Raw genomic sequence first — 20143 nt, forward strand, 5'->3', positions numbered from 1 at the left:
GAGAGATGGACTCAGCGAGAGATCAGGCGCCAGATCACAACGCGCCGAAATCCTTCCGCCTGAAAGATCCATGTCAGAACGGCTTAGCCAGCACCAGCCAGACGACAGCGATCAACGCGAACAGCGGCAGTTCGTTGAACCAGCGCAGCGCCGTCGGCGAAGGCAGCGACTTTCCTTTCGCCACGCCCTTCAGCCAGCGGCCGGTGACGATGAAGTGCGCGAGCATCAGCGCGACCAGCGTCAGCTTGGCGTGCAGCCAGCCGCCGCTGATACCGAAGTAAAGCCAGAGCACGCCACCCAGGATCACCGCGATACCGAACATGCTGTGGCCGAAGCCGTACAGCCGGCGCCCCATCAGCAGCAGGCGCGCCTGCACGTCGGCCTGCCCCGTCGTTTCGGCCAGGTTGACCAGGATGCGTGGCAGGTAGAACACCGTCGCCATCCAGGCGATGACAAAGACGAGATGGAAGGTCTTGACCCACAGGTAAAGGCTGGCTTTGTCCACGCTGGCCGACTCCGTCGCTCGGAAGGATGAGGCGGAATTCTCCGCTACTGCCACGAGCGCTGTCCAACCGAAGGGATGCCGGGACCCCGGCATTCCGACGCACGCCGGAGCCCATCTTGATTCTCCCGCTGCGCTTACCCATCCCCGAAGCAACGGCAACCTGGATCCCGGCATTCGCCGGGATGACGAGCAGACACGCGCCGGCCCGATGCAAGGACACTTCAACGCCTGCACGCGAACGCCGGGGCAGGACCCCGTCCCGTCGTTCCAGCGCACGCTGGAACCCATCTCGACTCTGGCGCTGCGCTCACGCGTCCACGGAAGCAACGGCCAGACGGATCCGGCATTCGCCAGGATGACGAGCAAATACGCGGCTGCAGCATCGAGGCGTGGTGCGCCTCCGCTCGAGTCGAGGATCGCGACCCGTCGTTCCAGCGTAAGCTGGAACCCATCTTGATCCTGCTGTCGCCATGCGGGTCAGAAAGAGCACCAGCACAATGGATCCCAGTGTGACCAGCCATTCGGCTGTTGAAAACCGCTGGGATGACGAGCGAACGCCTTCTGCCTCACTCTCCCACATCCCGAATCTCGTGTGCCCGATGACCAAACATTACGACGCCGACTACTTCCAGCGCTGGTACCGCGACGGCGACATCGGTGGCGCGCCACGCCTCGCGCGCAAGGTGGCGCTGGCCGTGGCGGTGGCCGAGTACCACCTGGAGCGTCCGATCCGCACCGTGCTCGACATCGGCTGCGGCGAAGGCGCGTGGCGCGCGCCGCTGCTGAAGCTGCGGCCGAAGCTGCAGTACCTCGGCTTCGATGCCAGCGAGTACGCTGTCCGGCGATTCGGGCGCACGCGCAACCTGCACTACGCACGCTTCGAGGACTTCCAGTACCTGCGTCCCTGCGAGCCGGCCGACCTGCTGGTGTGTTCCGACGTGCTGCACTACGTGCCGACACGCGAACTGAAACGCGGCCTGCCCGGGCTGGCGGAGTTGTGCGGTGGCGTGGCGTTCCTGGAGACGTTCGCGAAGGAAGACGAATTCGAAGGCGACCACGACGGCTTCCAACCGCGCAAGGCCGCCTGGTACCGGCAGGCCTTCAATGGCGAGGGGTTTCAGTCCATCGGCAACCACTGCTGGCTGGGGCCGCGCCTGGCAGGCGATGTGGCGGTACTGGAGGCCGCGGATTATCGGCCGATAATCTGAACAGGCCACGCGCGGCGACCCTGCCTTTGGGGTATGCTGCGACGCAGCACTGTGCACCAAAATCGGGATTCCGGACCGCCATGACCCTGTACCAACTGCACGAACTCGGACGCGCATGGATGGCGCCGCTGGCCTACATGGCCGAAGCGAACGCGCGCATCTTCTCCGCCCCGACCAGTTGGCTGTCCAACGTGCCGGGTGCCGAGCGCATCGCCGCCGGCAACGAGCTGATCTACCGCATCGGCAAGGACTACGAGAAGCCGGCCTGGGAGATCCACGAGGTCGAAGTCGAAGGCCGCACCGTGCCGGTGGTGGAACAGGAGATCGTCAGGAAGCCGTTCTGCCGACTGCTCCGCTTCAAGCGCTACACCGACGACGCCGCGACCATCACCGCACTGAAGGACGACCCGATCGTGCTGGTGGTCGCGCCGCTGTCCGGCCACCACGCCACCCTGCTGCGCGATACGGTGCGCACGCTGCTGCGCGACCACAAGGTCTACGTGACCGACTGGGTGGACGCGCGCATGGTGCCCGAGTCCGAGGGCAGCTTCAGCCTGGACGACTACGTCGCCTACGTGGAGGAGTTCATCCGCCATATCGGTGCGGACAACCTGCACGTGATCAGCGTCTGCCAGCCGACGGTGCCGGTGTTGGCGGCGGTGTCGCTCATGGCCGCACGCGGCGAAGCCACGCCGCGCTCGCTGGTAATGATGGGCGGCCCGATCGATGCGCGCAGCAGCCCCACCGAGGTCAACAGCCTGGCCACGCGCAACCCGCTGTCGTGGTTCGAGAACAACGTGATCCATACCGTGCCGTCGCCGTACCCGGGCGAGGGCCGCCGCGTGTATCCGGGCTTCCTGCAGCATGCCGGCTTCATCGCGATGAACCCCAGCCGCCACTTCATGTCGCACTGGGATTTCTATGCCGACCTGGTGAAGGGCGACCAGCAGGACGCCGAATCGCACCGCAAGTTCTACGACGAGTACAACGCCGTGCTCGACATGCCGGCCGAGTACTACCTGGACACCATCCGCACGGTCTTCCAGGAGTTCCTGCTGCCGCGAGGCAAGTGGACGGTCAACGGCGAGCTGGTTACGCCCGGCGCCATCAAAAAGACGGCACTGATGAGTATCGAGGGCGAACTCGACGACATCTCGGGCCAGGGCCAGACCGCCGCGGCGCACGACCTCTGCACCGGCATCGCGAAGGCGCACCACAAGCACCTGACCGTCGAGGGCGCCGGCCATTACGGCATCTTCAGCGGCCGCCGCTGGCGCGAGCAGGTGTATCCGCAGGTGCGCGACTTCATCGCGAAGTACGCGGGTTGACGCATTCCCTCCTGTGGGAGCGACATCAGTCGCGAAGCCTTCGCAGGAGCGCCGCCTCCGTGAAGGCACAAGAAAAGGCCGCCCTTCCGGGCGGCCTTTTTCATTCGCGACTCACGTCGCTCCCACGTCGCATCCTCACACCACCGGCGTGCGTACCAGCAGATGCTTGGCCAGCCAGCCATGGAAGAGGCCGACGACGCGTGCCAGATGCAGCGTGGCGAACAGCAGGACGAAGCCGACGACGGAGAACAGCGGCAGCAGCCAGGGCGCTTCCGTCACCAGGTTCCAGTCACCGAAGCTGAAGGCGTAGCCGTGCGGCAGGAAGAAGGCCACCGGTGCCGCGATCAGGCCCAGCGACAGCGCCAGCAAGGTGATCGCCACCGAGAAGTACAGGATGCCCAGCGGATGCATCAGCAGCAGGTACAGCGCCGCCGTCCACGTGCGGCCATCGGTGAACAGTTCCTTCAGGCGTGTCATCCATGGCTTGTCGCGCTGCGTGTACAGCGGCCGGCGCGGCATGCGCTCGCCGAGCAGCACTTCCACCACGCGGCCTTCCACCAGCGACAGCAGCCGCACCGACATCAGGAACAGCAGCAGCAGCGGAATGCCGATGATCAGGATCAACAGGCCGACCGACAGGCTGGCGCCGGTGACGACCCAGGTGAAATAGAACGTACCCGTGACGACCGACAGCAGCATGTAGAACAGCGCGCCGTACGTGCGCGGATCGGCGGCGACACCGAAGAATCGACCAAACACGGACTTGCGCTTCGGCGGCACCGGCGGGCGCAGCGCCCGGGCGACCGTTACCTCGGTTTCCCGATAGATGTCGGCGACTTCCTCAGGCGCGCCATAGCTGCCGGCGACCGAGGCGATCACCTCGGCTTCGGACTTGCCGGGGTTCTCCGCCAGCTCAGAGCGAAGGTATTCCTCCGCGTCGTAGACGGCGTCCTGGATCATGGCCTTGTCGGCACCGGCCAGCGCGGCGCGCAGCTGATCGAGGTATTCCGGAATGGTGGTGGGCAGGCGGCTGCCCGGGGCGGTGGTGGTGTTCATGCGGGAATCCCCTCAAGCACGGAATCGACGGAATCGCGGGTGGCGCGCCAGGCGGCAGCCCAGGACTGCAGGGTCTGCCGCCCTGCTTCGGTGATGCGGTAGTAGCGGCGGGGCGGCCCCGCCACCGAGGGTTCGACGAAGCTGTCCAGCAGCCCGCCGCCTTCCAGGTTGCGCAGTACCGGGTACAGCGCGCTTTGCTTGCCGCTGAGCACACCGTCGCCGACGCGCTCCAGCTGCTTGGCGATCAGGTAGCCGTACAGCGGCTCGCCAGCGCGGGCCAGGACCGCCAGCAGGGCCAGCGACACGGTGCCGGCGCTGAGCTCCTTCTGGAACTTCTTCAGGTGGATGTCGGGTTCGTTCATCGCTCCCCCTCTGCGGGACCCCCGCTAGGTTGGAGACGATGCTATTGCGAACTTTGATATAGCGAATGTGCCAGTAGTCATCCACCCGACCGGCAGGCGCTCGACTTCAGCGCACTGCCGTTCGTGCCGCCAACCTCCGCGCCGCCCACAGCAGCGTCGGCAAGGCCAGTGCCCACGCGGTCGCGAGCCACGTCCATCCCCGCCACGCAGGCATGGCGAACTCCGCGGCCTGCCATCCCCGCGCCGCCGCGAGATAGGCCAGCGGTCCGCCGATGCCGCCGAGCAATACGCCCGCCCACAGCCGCGACTGCAGCGCCCGCATGCCGGTGTTGAGCGTGACCGCCAGGGATGCCCACAAGGCCAGGATCCATGGCGGCGCCAGCGAGCCACCGAAGGTCGCGGCGCGGTAGACCACCCAGCCCTGCGCCGACGCCACGCCGTCGATAACCAGTCCGCACAGCAAGGCAAGCATCACCAGACGGACCTCGTCCGCGGGCCGAGCGACGCTCCACAGGTGCAGGCAGACGAACACCGCCGCCGCCAGCACGCCGGGCCAGGCATGGCCGCGTCCGGCGGCGATGACAGCAATGAACCAGACGATCTGGTTTCCCAGCAGGTTGAAGATCAGCCGTTTCGATTCGGGACGCATCGCGTCGTACCAGAGGGAACTGATGCCGGTACGCGACGCCGTGGCGGGTGGATGCGGGCACGCACCCGCGGCCTGCTATTTGACCCGCCGCTTCTCGAGCTTGCGTGCCAGCGTGCGCCGGTGCAGTCCCAGCCGGCGCGCGGCCTCGGAGATGTTGAAGTCGCTGGCGGCCAGCGCTTCATGGATGTGCTCCCACTCGAGCGTCTTGATCGACGTCGTGCGCTCGGTCAGTTCCACCTCGGTGTCGCCGGCGGCGCGCTGGAAGGCGGCCTCGATGTCGTCGGTGTTGGACGGCTTGGCTAGGTAATGTCGCGCACCCAGCTTGATCGCCTCCACGGCGGTGGCAATGCTGGCATAACCGGTCAGCACGATGATGACCATGTCCGGGTCGAAGGCATGCAGATGCTTCACGCTGGACAGGCCCGATGCACCTGCGGCGAGCTTGAGGTCGACGACCGCATGCGTGGGCGCGAAGTCCTCCAGCAGCGCCGGCATGCCATCCTCGCCGGCCAGATGGCGCACCTGGTAGCCACGGCGCTCGAACGAACGGACCAGCGTGCGCGCGAACGCTGCGTCGTCCTCGACGATCAGCAGGCGGCGATCAGTCTTGCTCATCATCGTCGTCCTCCTCGATGGCGATGGCGGCCAGCGGCAGCGACAGCGTGACCACGGCGCCGCCCTGCGGCCGGTTCTTCGCCGTCAGGCTACCACCCAGCGTGCGCGCGACATTCACCGACAGGAACAGGCCCAGGCCGCCGCCCGGCCGCCCCTTGCTGGTGTTGTAGGGGGTACCCAGCCGCTGCAGCACGTCGGCGACGAAGCCCGTGCCCGCGTCGCTAATCTCGATCACCAGCGTGTCGCCGTCGCAGCGCGCCTCCATCGCCACCCATTCCGGCGACGATTCCAGCGCGTTGTCCAGCACGTTGAAGACCATCTGCCGCAGGCCGACATCCGAGACGATGGCCGGATCCGTGTCGCAGCGGTTGCTGTAACGGAAGGACGGCGGATTGCGCGCGTCGCGCCATTCGGCCGCCAGGTCGTCCAGCATGGCATGCAGCGTGGTCTCGGTCGGCGCCTCGGCGCGAGGTCCGCCGGCGGCGAGCAGGATGTTGGTGACGATCGACTTGCAGCGCGCCACCTGCGCCTGCATTTCCAGCACGTCGTTGTGCAGTTCGCCATCGGAGGCCATCGTCGGCAGGTGCTGCCAGTCACCCAGGATCACCGACAGCGTGGACAGCGGCGTGCCGAGCTCATGCGCCGCGCCCGAGGCCAGCAGGCCCATGCGGACGATGTGATCTTCCTCGGCGGCGCGCTGGCGCAGTTCCGCCAGGCGCGCATCGCGCTCGCGCAGGATGCGGCCGATGCGGGTGATGAACACGACCAGCAGGCCGGCGATCAGCAGGAAGCAGATCAGCAGTCCCTGCACATAGTGATCGGCCAGCCCGCGTGCCGGTGCCACCGTCAGTTCCAGCGGCGTGCGCACCAGCGTCAGTCCGGTGATGCACAGCGCGGCGGCGGCGGCGATCACCCAGCTCAGGGTGGCGCGCAGCAGCACCGTGCCCAGCACGACCTGCAGCAGGTAGAGGAAGACGAACGGATTGGTGATGCCCCCGGACAGGTACAACTGGATGGTCAGCGACGCAACGTCGACCAGCAGGCCGACCAGCAGAGCGGTGCTCGACACGTGCTCGCGCCGTCGCCACCACAACTGGCTTACCAGGTTGAAGACGGCCAACGCGGCCAGCACGCCGCACATCAGGCCCAGCGGCAGCGCGATGCCGAGGCCATGATGCACCACGAAAATGGTGGCCACCTGCCCCACCACGGCGATCCAGCGCAGCTGGATGAGCTGCTGCATGTTGCGCAGCCCCGCCCGGTCGCGGGAGCTGCTCACGTTGGAGGCCCTGCGTGCGGTGCCGACCTCATCCTGGCTCGTGGGTGCGTGCATGATCGGGGCGCGAGTCGTTTCGCCGCCGATCATGGCGCAATCGGCGCTCCGACGCGACCAGATGGCCGCCGGCCAGCAGTGTCAGCAGCGCCAGTCCGAACCAGGTCAACGCGTAGGACAGGTGCGAGTCGCGGAATTTCACCACCGTCATGCCGCCGCGCGGCCAGTCGCGCGACGCCGCATCGCGGTCCGCATCGATGAAGAACGGCGCGACCTGTTCCGCAGGCAAGCCGTGCTTCCGCACGATGGCGGCGACGTCACGCGAGTACCAGCGGTCCTGTCCCGGGACGTTGTGGCGCAGGAAGCCGCCTTCCGGTTCGCTGATGCGCAACAGGCCCTGCACCGACACCCGGCCTGCCGGCGCCGGCGCTGATGGCGCACCGGTCGGCACGAAGCCGCGGTTCACCAGCACGTAATCGCCGCCGTCGGTGTGCAACGGCTGCAATAGCCAGAACCCTCCGCCGAGCTCGGTGACGGCCTGCGTGCGCGTTTCGCTGCCGGGAACGAAGCGCCCGCTGACCGACACGCGTCGGTAACTGTCGTTCGCGTCGCTGACGGCAGGCCACTGCGCGCGCGAAGGCGCAGGCACCGGTGCCGCATGGATGCGCGCATCGACGCGGGCGATCAACTCGTGCTTCCACGCCAGCCGCTGCACCTGCCACACGCCCAGCGCAATGAATCCGCAGAACGCGCCCGCCAGCAACACGGCGAACGCGACCAGCCACCGCCTGCGCGGCGGAACCGGTGTCGCGGTGGCCGAAGCGGTCACGGCAGGCTCTGGGCCGCTTCCTGCATCCGATGCATGTCGTGAGTGCCCGGCATCATGTTGGTGTTCATGTTGTGCATGACCCACAAGGTACCGCTCAGCACGATCACCAGCAGCACCGCGGTGAAGATCAGCGCGAACAGGTTCCAGCCGCCTTCCGACTTCGGATTCATGTGCAGGAAATAGACCATGTGCACGACGACCTGGACCATCGCGAACGCCAGGATCACCAGCGTGGTGATGGCGGGCGTGGGCAGTACCTTGGCCATGACCAGCCAGAACGGGATCGCGGTCAGGATGACCGACAGCACGAAGCCTGTCGCGTATTCCTTGAGGTTGGCGTGCGGGATGCCGTCCTCGAGGAAATCGTCGTCGTGGTGCGAATCGGAGGAAGGATGGCTCATCACTGCACGCCCATCAGGTAGACGAAGGTGAAGACGCCGATCCAGACGACGTCCAGGAAATGCCAGAACATCGACAGGCAGGCGATGCGGCGCGTGGTGGTCCGGTTCAAACCCCACTTGTACACCTGGATGCACAGCACGACCAGCCAGACGACGCCGAACAGCACGTGCAGGCCGTGCGTGCCGACCAGGGTGAAGAACGCCGACAGGAACGCGCTGCGCTGCGGACCCGCGCCGAGATGGATCAGGTGGTGGAACTCGTAGATCTCGATCGACAGGAAGCCCAGGCCCAGCAGGCCGGTGACCAGCAGCCAGCCGATGGTCGCGCGGGCGTTGCGCTTGAACATCGCCAGCATGGCGAAGCCGTAGGTGATCGACGACACCAGGAGGATGCCGGTGTTGATCGCGATCAGGTGCAGGTTCGGCAGGAACAGGTCGCGACCGGACGGGCCGGCGGCGTAGCTGCCGGAGAACACGCCGAACGTGGCGAACAGGCTGCCGAAGATCATCAGGTCGCTGAGCAGGTAGATCCAGAAGCCCAGCAGCGTGCCGTTCTCCGGATGATGCCTGCCGTCGGTGTCCAGGAACACCGGCGAGCCGTCGGGTCGATTGAGGGCGATGGACTCAGACATGGGCGTGATCCGCAAGGCCTTGGTTCAACAGGGCGCGTTCCAGCTGTCCGGTACGCGCCGCCTCGGTTCGCGCGACCTCGTCGGCCGGGATGTAGTAGTCGCGGTCTCGGTCGAAGCTGTGCCAGATCGCATAGACGATCGTCGCCAGCAGCGACACGCCCGCCAGCCACCACACATGCCAGATCATCGCGAAGCCGAGCAGCGTGCTCAGCACCGACAGGATGACGCCGGCCCCGGTATTGCGCGGCATGTGGATCGCCTTGAACCCGTCACGCGGACGCTGGAAACCGCGCTGCTTCATGTCCGTCCACGCATCGGTGTCGTGCACGACCGGGGTAAAGGCGAAGTTGTAGTCCGGCGGCGGCGACGACGTGGACCACTCCAGTGTGCGACCACCCCACGGATCGCCGGTGTGGTCGCGCAGTTGTTCGCGGCGGCGGAAGCTGATGTAGATGCAGAACAGGAACGCGGCGATGCCGATGGCCACCAGCACCGCGCCGAAGGCGGCGATCTGGAACCAGATCTGCAGCGACGGGTCGTCGAAGTGGCTCATGCGGCGCGTCACGCCCATCAGCCCCAGCACGTACAGCGGCGTGAACGCGAACCAGTAGCCGGCCAGCCAGAACCAGAACGACACCTTGCCCCAGAAGTCGTCGAGCTTGAAGCCGAAGGCCTTCGGGAACCAGTGCGTCATCGCCGCGAACAGGCCGAACACCACGCCGCCGATGATGACGTTGTGGAAGTGCGCCACCAGGAACAGCGAGTTGTGCAGCACGAAATCCGCCGGCGGCACCGCCAGCAGCACGCCGGTCATGCCACCGATCACGAAAGTCACCATGAAGCCCATCGTCCACAGCATCGGCACTTCGAAGCGGATGCGGCCGCGGTACATGGTGAACAGCCAGTTGAAGATCTTCGCGCCCGTCGGGATCGAGATGATCATCGTGGTGATGCCGAAGAACGAGTTGACGCTGGCGCCCGAGCCCATGGTGAAGAAGTGGTGCAGCCACACCAGGTACGACAGCACGGTGATGCAGACCGTGGCGTAGACCATCGACGAGTAGCCGAACAGGCGCTTGCCGGAATACGTGGACACGATCTCGGAGAACACGCCGAACAGCGGCAGGATCAGGATGTAGACCTCCGGGTGGCCCCAGATCCAGATCAGGTTGACGTACAGCATGGCGTTGCCGCCAAGGTCCGTGGTGAAGAAGTTGGTGCCGACGTAGCGGTCCAGCGTCATCAGCACCAGCACGGCGGTCAGCACCGGGAACGACACCACGATCAGCACGTTGGTGCACAGCGCCGTCCAGGTGAACACCGGCATCTTCATCAGGCCCATGCCGGGCGCACGCATCTTGAGGATGGTCACCAGCAGGTTGACGCCTGATAACAACGTACCGACGCCGGCGATCTGCAACGCCCAGATGTAGTAGTCGAGTCCCACCCCGGGATCCTGGTTGCCCAGGTTGGACAGCGCCAGCCAGCCCGATGTCGAGAACTCGCCGAGGAACAGCGACAGCATGACCAGCACCGCGCCGGCGGTGGTCATCCAGAAGCTGAAGTTGTTGAGGAACGGGAACGCCACGTCGCGCGCGCCGATCTGCAGCGGCACCAGGTAGTTCATCAGACCGGTGACCAGCGGCATGGCCACGAAGAAGATCATGATCACGCCGTGGGCGGTGAAGATCTGGTCGTAGTGGTGCGGCGGCAGATAGCCCATGTTGTCGCCGAAGGCCATCGCCTGGTGCAGGCGCATCATGATCGCGTCGGCGAAACCGCGCAGCAGCATCACCAGGCCCAGCACCATGTACATGATGCCGATCTTCTTGTGGTCGATGCTGGTGAACCACTCGCGCCACAGCCAGCCCCACAGCTTGTACCGGGTGATCACCGCGACCAGCGCCAGGCCACCCAGGCAGGTACCGATGAAGGTCGCGGCGATGATCGGGTCGTGCAGCATGGGAATCGCATCCCAGGCCAGGCGACCGGTGATCGGGGAGTGCGTGACGGTGCTGGTATCAAAAGCCATCGGGCGAATCCGGTGAATCCAGGGGTGCGGCGGCGAAGCGCGTCAGGGCGCCTTCAAACCGCCAGCGGTGGTAATGGGCGACATGCGGGCCGCGGCCTGCGCGGTCTCGACCGTGCAGAGATCGGAACGGACGAAGGGGCCACTGGCAAGGTTGCCGCGACGCGGCCGCTGCAGCGGATCGGTGCTGTCCAGTCCGCGCCCGCCCATCGCGTCGTAGGCCATCATCTGATCCATGCACAGGCGATCGGTATCGACGCAGCGGTTCACCACCGCGTCGAACAGGCCGGCATCGACGGACGCATACAGGCGCGATGGCTCGCGCGAACTGGGCACTTCGAGCTGCAGGTACTCGGCGCGGGTCAGCGCCTGGCCGCCGGCACGGGTTTCTTCGATCCAGCGGTCGAAGCCTTCATCGGACAACGCATGGAAACGGAAGCGCATGTGCGAGAAGCCTGCGCCGCTGTAGTGCGACGAGAAGCCCTCGTAGTCGCCTGCCTTGTTCATCACCGCGTGGAGCTTGGTCTCCATCGCCGGCATCGTGTAGATCATGCCCGCCAGCGCCGGCACGTAGAACGCATTCATCGTCGACGACGAGGTCAGGCGGAAGGTGATCGGACGGTCGACCGGCGCGGCCATCTGGTTGACCGAGGCGACGCCGTATTCCGGATAGACGAACAGCCATTTCCAATCCAGCGCGACCACCTGCACTTCCAGCGGCTTGACCGCTTCCGGCACCGGCCGCCCTTCGGCGATACGGCCCAGCGGACGGTAAGGATCCAGCAGGTGCGTGCCAATCCACGTCACCGCACCCAGCGCGATGATGATCAGCAGCGGCACGCCCCAGATGACCAGCTCCAGCTGCGTGGAGTGGTCCCAGTCGGGCTTGTAGGTGGCCTGCGTGTTCGACGCGCGGTAACGCCAGGCGAACCAGAACGTCAGCGCGATCACCGGGATGATCACGATCAGCATCAGCGCCGTCGCCACCAGGATCAGGTGGCCCTGGCGGGCGGCGATGTCGCCGGCGGGGTTGAGGACCTGCAGGTTGCACCCCGACAGCACGGCGGCGGCGGACATCGCCACGGCGGCCTGCAGGGCTCTGCGCATGAGGGACATGGGCGTGGGGCTTACGGATTGATCTGGATCAATGTAGTGCGCCGGCCCTGCGCGGAGTATTGGACGTTTTGTCCTATCGCGACGGCGGGTGCGGTCTGCGACCCTATGGGCGTACCTTTCCCCTGGTCCGACCCGGCAGCCCCGTTCCCATGGCGTCCATCAGCCCCACGACTTCCACCCACGACCATGGCACCAAGGCCCATGCCGATGTCGCCCCGGGCGAGATCGCCGTCGGCGTGGTGATCGGGCGCGCGTCCGAGTACTTCGACTTCTTCGTCTTCGGCATCGCCTCGGCGCTGATCTTCCCGTCGGTGTTCTTCCCGTTCGTGGACCGCCTGGAGGGAACGCTATGGTCGTTCGCGCTGTTCGCGCTGGCGTTCGTCGCGCGTCCGTTCGGCACCATGCTGTCGATGAAGATCCAGGATCGCTGGGGTCGCGGACTCAAGCTGACCGTCGCGCTGTTCCTGCTGGGCACCGCAACGGCCGGTATCGCGTTCCTGCCGGGCTACGCCTCACTCGGTGCCGCTTCGATCGCACTGCTGGCCTTCCTGCGCGTGCTGCAGGGCCTGGCGCTGGGTGGTTCGTGGGATGGCCTGCCGTCGCTGCTCGCACTTAATGCACCGAAGGAGCGCCGCGGCTGGTACGCCATGCTCGGCCAGCTGGGTGCGCCGGTCGGATTCATCGTCGCCGCCGGCGTGTTCGCGTTCCTCTACGCCAACCTGGAAGAAACCGACCTGCTGACCTGGGGCTGGCGCTATCCGTTCTTCGTCGCGTTCGCCATCAACGTGGTGGCGCTGTTCGCGCGCCTGCGCATCGTGGTCGCGGACGAATACCAGGACAAGATGGGCGAGCTGGAACTGGAACCCACGCCGATACGCGAGCTGTTCCAGGCCAAGGGCCGCCACGTGGTGATCGGCGCGTTCGCCGCACTCGCCAGCTATGCGCTGTTCCACATCGTCACCATCTTCCCGCTGTCTTGGATCCTGCTGTACTCGCAGCAATCGGTCGTCAGCTTCCTGCTGGTGCAGATCCTCGGCGCCTTCATCGCCGCCGGCGCGATCGTGGTCTCGGGCCTGATCGCCGACCGTGTCGGTCGCGCGCGCACGCTGGGCGGACTGGCAGTCGGCATCGCGATGTTCAGTGGCTTCGCCCCGACGCTGATGGAGGGCGGCCCGGTCGGCCAGGGCGCCTTCATCCTGATCGGCTTCGCCCTGCTCGGTCTGTCGTACGGCCAGGCCGCGGGTGCGGTCACCGCCAACTTCGGTCGCCGCTACCGCTACACCGGCGCCGCGCTGACCTCCGACCTGGCCTGGCTGATCGGTGCCGGCTTCGCCCCCCTGGTCGCGTTGGGTCTGTGCGCCAACTTCGGCCTGTCGTGGCTGGGCGCCTACCTGCTGTCGGGTGCGCTGGGCACGCTGATCGCGCTCGGCATCAACCGCGCGAAGAACTACAAGTCCTGATCTCTCGTCACCGGGACGACAGACTGCGCGCCGGGCGCACTACAATCCGGGCATCCCGTGCCCAGGAATGCCCATGCGCCGTCTCCCGTTGCTGCTCGCCTGCCTGCTCGCCCTGCCCACGCTGCAGGCGGCCGAACCACCGAAGCCGCTGACGTCGAAGGAAATCCTCGACGCCTCGCCCGACGCGGACTGGCGCACGCTGGATCCGGCCAACACGCTGTACATGGACGTGCCCGGCGGCCGCGTGGTGATCGAACTGGCGCCGGCCTTCGCACCCGAACACGTGGCCAACATCCGCACGCTGGCGCACGAAGGATTCTGGAACGGCTTGGCCATCTACCGCTCGCACGACAACTTCGTCGTCCAGTTCGGCGATGCCGACGCGGACGACACCGCCAAGGCCAAATCGCTGGGCACGGCGAAGACGAAGCTGCCGGCCGAGTTCGCGCGCAAGTCGGCGGGACTGGAGTTCACCCGACTGCCCGACGTGGATGGCTGGGCGCCGCAGGTGGGTTTCGTCGATGGTTTTCCAGCCGCGCGCGACCCGAAGGCAGGCGAGGCGTGGCTGACGCATTGCTACGGCGCGCTCGGCGCCGGCCGCGGCGGCCCGCCGGACAGCAGCAATGGCAGCGAGCTGTATGTGGTCACCGGCCAGTCGCCGCGCCAGCTCGACCGCAACATCACCCTGGTCGGCCGCGTGGTGAAGGGCATGGAGCTGCTCAGCGCGACCCCGCGCGGCCCCGAGCCGATGGGCTTCTACGAGAAGGCCGAAGAGCGCACGCCGATCACCGCCGTGCGCCTGGCCAGCGACGTGCCGGAGAACGAACGCGTCCCGCTGCAGGTGCTGCGCACGGACTCGAAGACCTTCGCCGCCGCCACCGAAGCGCGCCGCAACCGCCGCGACGACTGGTACGTACGCACCGCCGGCCACATCGACCTGTGCAACGTGCCGCTGCCGGTGCGTGAGGCCAAGCAGTGAAGCGTTGATCGTGTTTGGTGTGGGAGCGACGTAAGTCGCGATACAGCAGAAGCGATGCCTGACCTACGACGGGTTGGTCTCGGATCGATCGCACGCGATCGCGACTGACGTCGCTCCCACAACATCCATCACAGCCGCCGACACGCTCAGGCCGCCCGCTGGCTCACCGCCACGCTCCCGAGGATCAGCGCGCCGGCCGCGAGCATCGCCGGCGTCACCGGCTCATTGAGGAACAGCCAGGCGAAGCCGGCGCCGAACAGCGGCACCAGGTAGGTCACCGTCGCCGCGCGCGCGGGACCGATGCGGTGGATCAGCCGGTAGTACAGCAGGAAGGCGTAGCCGGTGCAGACAACGCCGATGGCGATCGCCGCACCCCATGGGCCGGCGCCGATCGCATGCGTGGGCCAGTGCGTCGCCGCGAATGGCAGCACCAACAGCGCCGCGCAACTCAATGTCGCCGCCGCCGCGGCCGCGGGCGGAATACCGGCCAGGTGCTTGCGCACCAGGTTCACGCCGACACCGTAAAGCAGCGCCGCCGTCGCGCCCGCCATGACGGCACCGCCGACACTCAGGCCGCCGGCCTTGCTGGTCGCCAGCACCACCACGCCGATGAAACCGACCAGCAACGCCAGCGAGCGGCGCAGGCCGATCTTCTGGCCGAAGAACAGGAAGCCGACCATCGCGGCGAACAGCACCGTCATCGCGTTGCAGATGGCGCCGATCGCCGCCGGCGAGCGCTGTGCGGCCCAGGCGAACAGGAGGAACGGAATGGCCGAGTTGATCGCACCAATGATCGCGAGCTTCGGCCACAGGCCGGCGCGGAAGTGCGCGCGCTCGCGCCACAGGAACGGCAGCAGGACCAGCGCGCCGAGCGCGAGCCGCACTTCCACCAGCGCGAACGGACCGAACGGGTTGGCCGCGATGCGCATGAAGAGGAACGAACTGCCCCAGATCGCGCCCAGCACCAGCAGTTCCAGCGGGGTACGCCAGTCGCGCTCCAGTGCCTGCGGCGGGGTCATGGCCATGCTGTCTCCCTGTGCCATCGCGGCAGCCCTCGTTCGTGACTGGGACCATTCTGGATCACCCGTAGGCGCCCACAAGCGCGTAGCATGCGGGCGAGCCACAAATCTGGCTCGTGCCTGGAGCGACCATGAGCCTGCGCCCTGCCCTGTTGCCCGCCCTCGGCGTGTTCGCGGCCGCCGCGCGCCACCAGAACTTCGCCCACGCGGCCGACGAACTGCACCTCACCGCGAGCGCGGTCAGCCACCACGTACGCAAGCTGGAGGGGCTGCTCGGGGTGGTGCTGTTCCAGCGCCATGCACGCGGGGTGAAGCTCACCGCCGAAGGCCGGCAGTTGGCCGACGCGGCCAATGCGGCGCTCGGCGACATCGACGCCGTCGCCTCGCACCTGCGGTTGGCCGGCAAGACCGCGACCCTGCGCATCACCACGCTGCACTCGCTGGCGTACTGCTGGCTGCTGCCGCGGCTGCCGCGCTTCTGCGCGCGCCACCCGCATGTGCGCCTGCACGTGGACACCGGCATTGCGTTGACGCGTTTCGACGACGACGGCCCTGAACTCGGCATCCGCCATGGTCCGGGGCAGTGGGCCGGGCTGACGTCGCATCACCTGATGGACGACGAGCTGTTCCCGGTCGCCTCGCCCGCCCTGCCCGGACTCGATGCGGTGCAGGAGCCGCGCCACATCGCGCAGTTGCCGCTGGTCACCGACCTGGCGCTGCAGGGCTGGCGCGACTGGTTCCGCGCGGCCGGCGTGCGCGGCCTGCGGCTGCCGCCGATGCACAGCTTCAACGACAGCACCGATGCGATGCGCGCCGCGGTGTATGGCGTGGGCGCGGCACTGGCACGTCGCCATGTGGCGCAGCCTTACCTGCAACGCTACGAACTCGTCCGGCTGCCGGGTCCCGCGCTGAAGGCACGGTTCGCGTATTACGCGGTGCATCCCGCGCATCGGCCGCCGAGTGCCGCTGCGCAGGTGTTCATCGACTGGCTGAAGGAAGAGGCGCGCGACGAACGCACGCCGCTGCCACCGATGCCGGACGATTTCCTGGGACGCGGCCGCGAATGACGCGGCCAGCGGTCACGGCACGGCCTTGAGCGCCGCGATCACCGCCGGCTTCAGCGCACGGATGTTGGGGTCGCTGGACTGGTCGGCCTCCAGATGGACGCTCATCAGGAAGGCCATCAGGTCGTGTCTGCGCGCCAGCCAGGCGGCATCCGCGTAGGCGTGATCCGGATTGCCCAGCCGGAGCGGCAATGCCGCGAACCAGCGCATCCACGCGTCCTCGCCCAGCACGCCGCGCCTGGCGGCATAAAGCACGGGGCGTGCCAGCCTCCCGGGTTCGCCGAATACATAGGCATGCGCACTCTCAGGCACCGCCTGCTCGGCGACCGCCTGCAACAAGGCCTCCAGTTGGGCGGGACCCAGGCGGTCGTTGAGCGCCAGCTGCATCAGCCAGTCCGCACCATGCGGCACGCCGTGCCGCCATCCTTCGGTCGCGTCGAAGCCACGGTAATCGCGCACCGACGACAGATACGCGGATGCATGCATCACCATGCCATCGCGCTCGCTGGGCGACATCCAGGGTTCCACACGGTCCGTCCGTGCGATCTCCGACAACACCAACGCGGCGAAGGGCCGACCGAAGCCGTTCGCATCGTCTTCCTCCAGCACGGCATACAGGCGGTCACGCAGCGTGCGCCGCTGGGTGGCATCCAGCAGTCCCGCACGCAGCCACGCACTGAGTGCCTCGTAGGCGACGCCGTCGCGCAGCGTCGGGTCGGGATCGGACAGGCAGGCGGGAAGCGTCTCCACCAACGCGGCGCGCACGTCGTCGGGGACAACGAACCGCTGCTCGCGCAGCAACCGCAGCGATGCCGCGTCGGTGCCTGCCGGCGGGCACGCCGCCTGGGCGGACGATGGGAGCAGCATTCCTGCCAGTACCAGCGATATCAACGAAGGCATGATGTTCTCCTTGCGCCGGTCCTTCCCCGTCAGAGCGCGGCCCCGTCGAACGGGTTCACCCTGAGACCGGCCAGGTCCACGTCGGGCAGGCAACGCACGTTCACCGCCGCCATCTGCATGCCGGTCTTCGGATGCGCCGCTTCACCGAACGGTGCGATGCCGCACACGGCGCAGAAGTGGTGACGGATGTGGTGCTTGTTGAACGTGTAGGTGGACAGGTCGCCTTCCGGCGTCTTCAGTACCAGCGCCTCGCGCGGCACGAACCACAGCAGGCCGCCACGGCGACGGCACAGCGAGCAGTTGCAATCGATCACGTCGCCGATATCGCCCTCGACCTCAAACGCGATACGACCGCAGTGGCAGCTTCCTTCATGCTTCATGACAGCGACTCCTGGCCCGGGGGCGCCAGCGTATATCGAATGGCACGGGTCCGGGCATGACCTTCGGCCTATGCTGTCGGTCCCGACCCACCCTGCACCGCAACAGGATTCCCATGCGCAAGACCCTGCTCGCCGCCGCCCTGCTGGCCTCGCTGTCCGCCTGCCAGAAGAGTGAAGCTCCCGTCGCCGCCTCCGGTGCGGATACCGCCGCCACGGCCACGGATACCGCCAAGGCCGACGCCGCCTTCGCCGACCTGTCCAAGCGTGCGCTCGAGGGCTGGCTGCAGCTCTCGCCGGTCAGCGCCACCCAGATCGGCGAGCACAAGTACGACGGAGAGCTGGACGACCTCAGCGCGGACGGCCGGCAGAAGAGCCTCGCTTTCAGCAAGAAGACCCTCGGCGAACTGGATGCGATGGATGTCACCGCACTGTCGCGCGAGAACCAGGTCGATGCGGCCATCCTGCGCAACCAGCTGCAGTACGACATCTGGACGGCGGAAACGCTGGAGAGCTGGGCGTGGGACCCACAGGTCTACAACAACGTCGCCGGCGGCGCGATCTACGGCCTGATGGCGCGTGAATTCGCACCGCTGCCGGACCGCCTGAAGTCGGCGACCGCGCGCATGCAGAAGATTCCCGCGCTGCTCGCGCAGGCGCGCGAGAACCTCGACCCCGCGCGCGTGCCGAAGATCCATGCCGAGACCGTCGCCAAGCAGAACGCCGGCATCCTCAGCATCGTCGATACGTTCATCACGCCGAACCTCAAGGACCTGCCCGAGGCCGACCGCCAGCAGGCGCAGACCGCCATTGATGCTCTGAAGAAGGCGGTCGCCGAGCACCAGGCCTGGCTGGACAAGACGCTGGTGCCGAACGCGAAGGGCGACTTCCGCATCGGCCAGACGCTGTACGACCAGAAGCTGCAGTTCGCGCTGCTGTCGTCGCTGTCGCGCGCCGACATCAAGCAACGCGCCGAAGGCGAACTCAAGCGCGTGCGCGAAGCGATGTACGGCATCGCGCGCACCGTGCTGAAGGAAAAGCCGGGCGCACCCGCGCTGCCGGAAGCGCCGACCGCCGACGAACAGCAGAAGGCCATCGAAGCCGCGCTCGAGCTGGCGTACGCCGAACGTCCCGCGCGCGACAAGGTCGTGCCGGACGCGGAAGCAGCACTCGCGCAGGCCACCGAGTTCGTGCGCAAGCACGATCTGGTCACCCTGCCCGACGCGCCGGTGGAAATCATCGAGATGCCGGAATTCCAGCGTGGCGTCGCGGTGGCCTATTGCGATTCGCCCGGCCCGCTCGACAAGCATCTGAAGACCTTCTACGCCGTGTCGCCGATCCCGGAAGACTGGGACAAGACGCAGGTCGATTCCTTCCTGCGCGAATACAACAGCCGGATGATCCACCTGCTGAGCATCCACGAAGGCACGCCGGGCCACTACCTGGAAGGCTGGCACTCGGCCAAGTTCCCGTCGACGCTGCGCGCGGTGCTGCGCTCCGGCATGTTCGCCGAGGGTTGGGCGGTGTACACCGAGAAGATGATGTCCGACGCCGGTTACCTGGACAACGATCCGCTGTTCCACCTGGTGCAGATGAAGTTCTACCTGCGCACGATCGCCAACGCGATCTTGGACCAGGGCGTGCAGGTGGACGGCTGGACGCGCGAGCAGGCGATGGACCTGATGGTACGCCAGACCTTCCAGCAGGAACGCGAAGCCGCGGGCAAGTGGACGCGCGCGCAGCTGACCTCGGCGCAGCTGCCGACCTACTTCGTCGGCGTGCAGGAGCACTTCGACCTGCGCAAGGCCGCAGAGGCCAAGCAGGGCGCACAGTTCAACCTGAAGGCGTACCACGACCAGGTGCTGTCGTACGGCGCGCCGCCGGTGCGCTTCGTGCGCCAGCTGATGCTGGACGAACCGATCAAGTGACGTCGCGGCGCGCGCGCCAGCGCGCCTGTGCCGCGACGTCACCCCCGCGCACGCGGGGGTCCAGCGCCTTCACCGCACCGCCGACACCCCCGTAGAGCCGAGCTTGCCCGGCTCCGCACGAACACCGAAGCAAAAGCAGCGGAGCAAGCTCCGCTCTACGTCGGTCCCGCGCCTGCACCGCTATCCCGTAAAGCCGAGCTTGCCCGGCTCCGCACGAACACCGAAGCAAAAGCAGCAGAGCAAGCTCCGCTCTACGTCGGCCCCGTGCCTGCACCGCTATCCCGTAAAGCCGAGCTTGCCCGGCTCCGCACGAACACCGAAGCAAAAACAGCGGAGCAAGCTCCGCTCTACGGATCCTGGCGCTTGTACGGCTCTGCGCCAAGCCTAGCTTGCCCGGCTTGGCGCGATGCCGG

Annotated in this window: 19 protein-coding genes and 1 pseudogene; 6 read left to right on the top strand and 14 right to left on the bottom strand. The window is 67.0% G+C overall.

What is annotated here, in order from left to right; genetic code table 11:
- Nucleotides 1-73: 73 nt before the first annotated feature.
- Nucleotides 74-442: a CopD family protein gene (locus ACGHX3_RS13460; protein ID WP_238391299.1), complete on the bottom strand. Its 369-nt coding sequence runs from the start codon at nt 440-442 to the stop codon at nt 74-76.
- A 662-nt stretch (nt 443-1104) separates the two neighbouring features.
- Here ACGHX3_RS13460 and ACGHX3_RS13465 point away from each other — a divergent pair.
- Complete coding sequence (locus tag ACGHX3_RS13465; protein ID WP_394695272.1) at nt 1105-1713, top strand: class I SAM-dependent DNA methyltransferase; 609 nt, start codon at nt 1105-1107, stop codon at nt 1711-1713.
- Nucleotides 1714-1793: 80 nt separating this feature from the next.
- Nucleotides 1794-3032, top strand: a pseudogene (locus ACGHX3_RS13470) (polyhydroxyalkanoate depolymerase); the annotation flags it as partial.
- A 144-nt stretch (nt 3033-3176) separates the two neighbouring features.
- Here the strand turns inward: ACGHX3_RS13470 and ACGHX3_RS13475 are convergent.
- From ACGHX3_RS13475 to cyoA, 10 genes are all read right to left on the bottom strand, one after another.
- A complete protein-coding gene (locus ACGHX3_RS13475; RefSeq protein ID WP_394695273.1) occupies nt 3177-4097 on the bottom strand; it encodes a sensor domain-containing protein in 921 nt (306 codons plus the stop codon).
- Nucleotides 4094-4459 (bottom strand): PadR family transcriptional regulator, encoded by a 366-nt coding sequence (locus ACGHX3_RS13480; protein ID WP_062355736.1) that lies wholly within the window; start codon nt 4457-4459, stop codon nt 4094-4096. The genes ACGHX3_RS13475 and ACGHX3_RS13480 overlap by 4 nt, the downstream gene beginning before the upstream one ends.
- 106 nt (nt 4460-4565) lie before the next feature.
- Nucleotides 4566-5108 (bottom strand): DUF2878 domain-containing protein, encoded by a 543-nt coding sequence (locus tag ACGHX3_RS13485; protein ID WP_313929619.1) that lies wholly within the window; start codon nt 5106-5108, stop codon nt 4566-4568.
- Between the two features lie 75 nt (nt 5109-5183).
- Entirely contained in the window at nt 5184-5723 is a 540-nt protein-coding gene (locus ACGHX3_RS13490) for a response regulator transcription factor (RefSeq protein ID WP_394695274.1), read from the bottom strand.
- A complete protein-coding gene (locus ACGHX3_RS13495) occupies nt 5710-7002 on the bottom strand; it encodes an ATP-binding protein (RefSeq protein ID WP_394695275.1) in 1293 nt (430 codons plus the stop codon). The genes ACGHX3_RS13490 and ACGHX3_RS13495 overlap by 14 nt, the downstream gene beginning before the upstream one ends.
- A gap of 28 nt (nt 7003-7030) precedes the next feature.
- A complete protein-coding gene (locus tag ACGHX3_RS13500; protein WP_394695276.1) occupies nt 7031-7825 on the bottom strand; it encodes an SURF1 family protein in 795 nt (264 codons plus the stop codon).
- Nucleotides 7822-8226 (bottom strand): cytochrome o ubiquinol oxidase subunit IV, encoded by a 405-nt coding sequence (cyoD, locus tag ACGHX3_RS13505; protein ID WP_162338620.1) that lies wholly within the window; start codon nt 8224-8226, stop codon nt 7822-7824. Before cyoD ends, ACGHX3_RS13500 begins: the two co-directional genes overlap by 4 nt.
- On the bottom strand, nt 8226-8858 hold the full coding sequence (cyoC, locus tag ACGHX3_RS13510; RefSeq protein ID WP_394695277.1) for a cytochrome o ubiquinol oxidase subunit III: 633 nt from the start codon (nt 8856-8858) through the stop codon (nt 8226-8228). Before cyoC ends, cyoD begins: the two co-directional genes overlap by 1 nt.
- Complete coding sequence (gene cyoB / locus ACGHX3_RS13515; protein WP_394695278.1) at nt 8851-10890, bottom strand: cytochrome o ubiquinol oxidase subunit I; 2040 nt, start codon at nt 10888-10890, stop codon at nt 8851-8853. The genes cyoC and cyoB overlap by 8 nt, the downstream gene beginning before the upstream one ends.
- A gap of 42 nt (nt 10891-10932) precedes the next feature.
- Entirely contained in the window at nt 10933-11994 is a 1062-nt protein-coding gene (gene cyoA, locus ACGHX3_RS13520; protein WP_238391293.1) for a ubiquinol oxidase subunit II, read from the bottom strand.
- Between the two features lie 158 nt (nt 11995-12152).
- Here cyoA and ACGHX3_RS13525 point away from each other — a divergent pair, with 158 nt between their 5' ends.
- On the top strand, nt 12153-13463 hold the full coding sequence (locus tag ACGHX3_RS13525) for an MFS transporter (protein ID WP_213600451.1): 1311 nt from the start codon (nt 12153-12155) through the stop codon (nt 13461-13463).
- 67 nt (nt 13464-13530) lie between these two features.
- A complete protein-coding gene (locus ACGHX3_RS13530) occupies nt 13531-14442 on the top strand; it encodes a peptidylprolyl isomerase (protein ID WP_313929613.1) in 912 nt (303 codons plus the stop codon).
- A 146-nt stretch (nt 14443-14588) separates the two neighbouring features.
- On the opposite strand, the gene ACGHX3_RS13535 is transcribed toward ACGHX3_RS13530, so the two are convergent.
- Nucleotides 14589-15467: a DMT family transporter gene (locus ACGHX3_RS13535; RefSeq protein WP_313929612.1), complete on the bottom strand. Its 879-nt coding sequence runs from the start codon at nt 15465-15467 to the stop codon at nt 14589-14591.
- Nucleotides 15468-15592: 125 nt separating this feature from the next.
- On the opposite strand from ACGHX3_RS13535, the gene ACGHX3_RS13540 reads away from it, so the two are divergent.
- Nucleotides 15593-16528, top strand: a complete 936-nt coding sequence (locus ACGHX3_RS13540) for a LysR substrate-binding domain-containing protein (protein ID WP_213600454.1) — start codon at nt 15593-15595, stop codon at nt 16526-16528.
- Nucleotides 16529-16540: 12 nt separating this feature from the next.
- On the opposite strand, the gene ACGHX3_RS13545 is transcribed toward ACGHX3_RS13540, so the two are convergent.
- Complete coding sequence (locus ACGHX3_RS13545; RefSeq protein WP_162338613.1) at nt 16541-17425, bottom strand: DUF2785 domain-containing protein; 885 nt, start codon at nt 17423-17425, stop codon at nt 16541-16543.
- A 29-nt stretch (nt 17426-17454) separates the two neighbouring features.
- The gene (locus ACGHX3_RS13550; RefSeq protein ID WP_162338612.1) at nt 17455-17805 is read right to left on the bottom strand and encodes a GFA family protein; all 351 of its coding nucleotides are present in this window, start codon (nt 17803-17805) and stop codon (nt 17455-17457) included.
- A gap of 113 nt (nt 17806-17918) precedes the next feature.
- Between ACGHX3_RS13550 and ACGHX3_RS13555 the strand changes: the two genes are divergently transcribed.
- The gene (locus ACGHX3_RS13555; RefSeq protein ID WP_394695279.1) at nt 17919-19730 is read left to right on the top strand and encodes a DUF885 domain-containing protein; all 1812 of its coding nucleotides are present in this window, start codon (nt 17919-17921) and stop codon (nt 19728-19730) included.
- Nucleotides 19731-20143 lie beyond the last annotated feature (413 nt).

This window comes from Pseudoxanthomonas japonensis (assembly GCF_043632995.1).
Lineage (GTDB): Bacteria > Pseudomonadota > Gammaproteobacteria > Xanthomonadales > Xanthomonadaceae > Pseudoxanthomonas_A > Pseudoxanthomonas_A japonensis.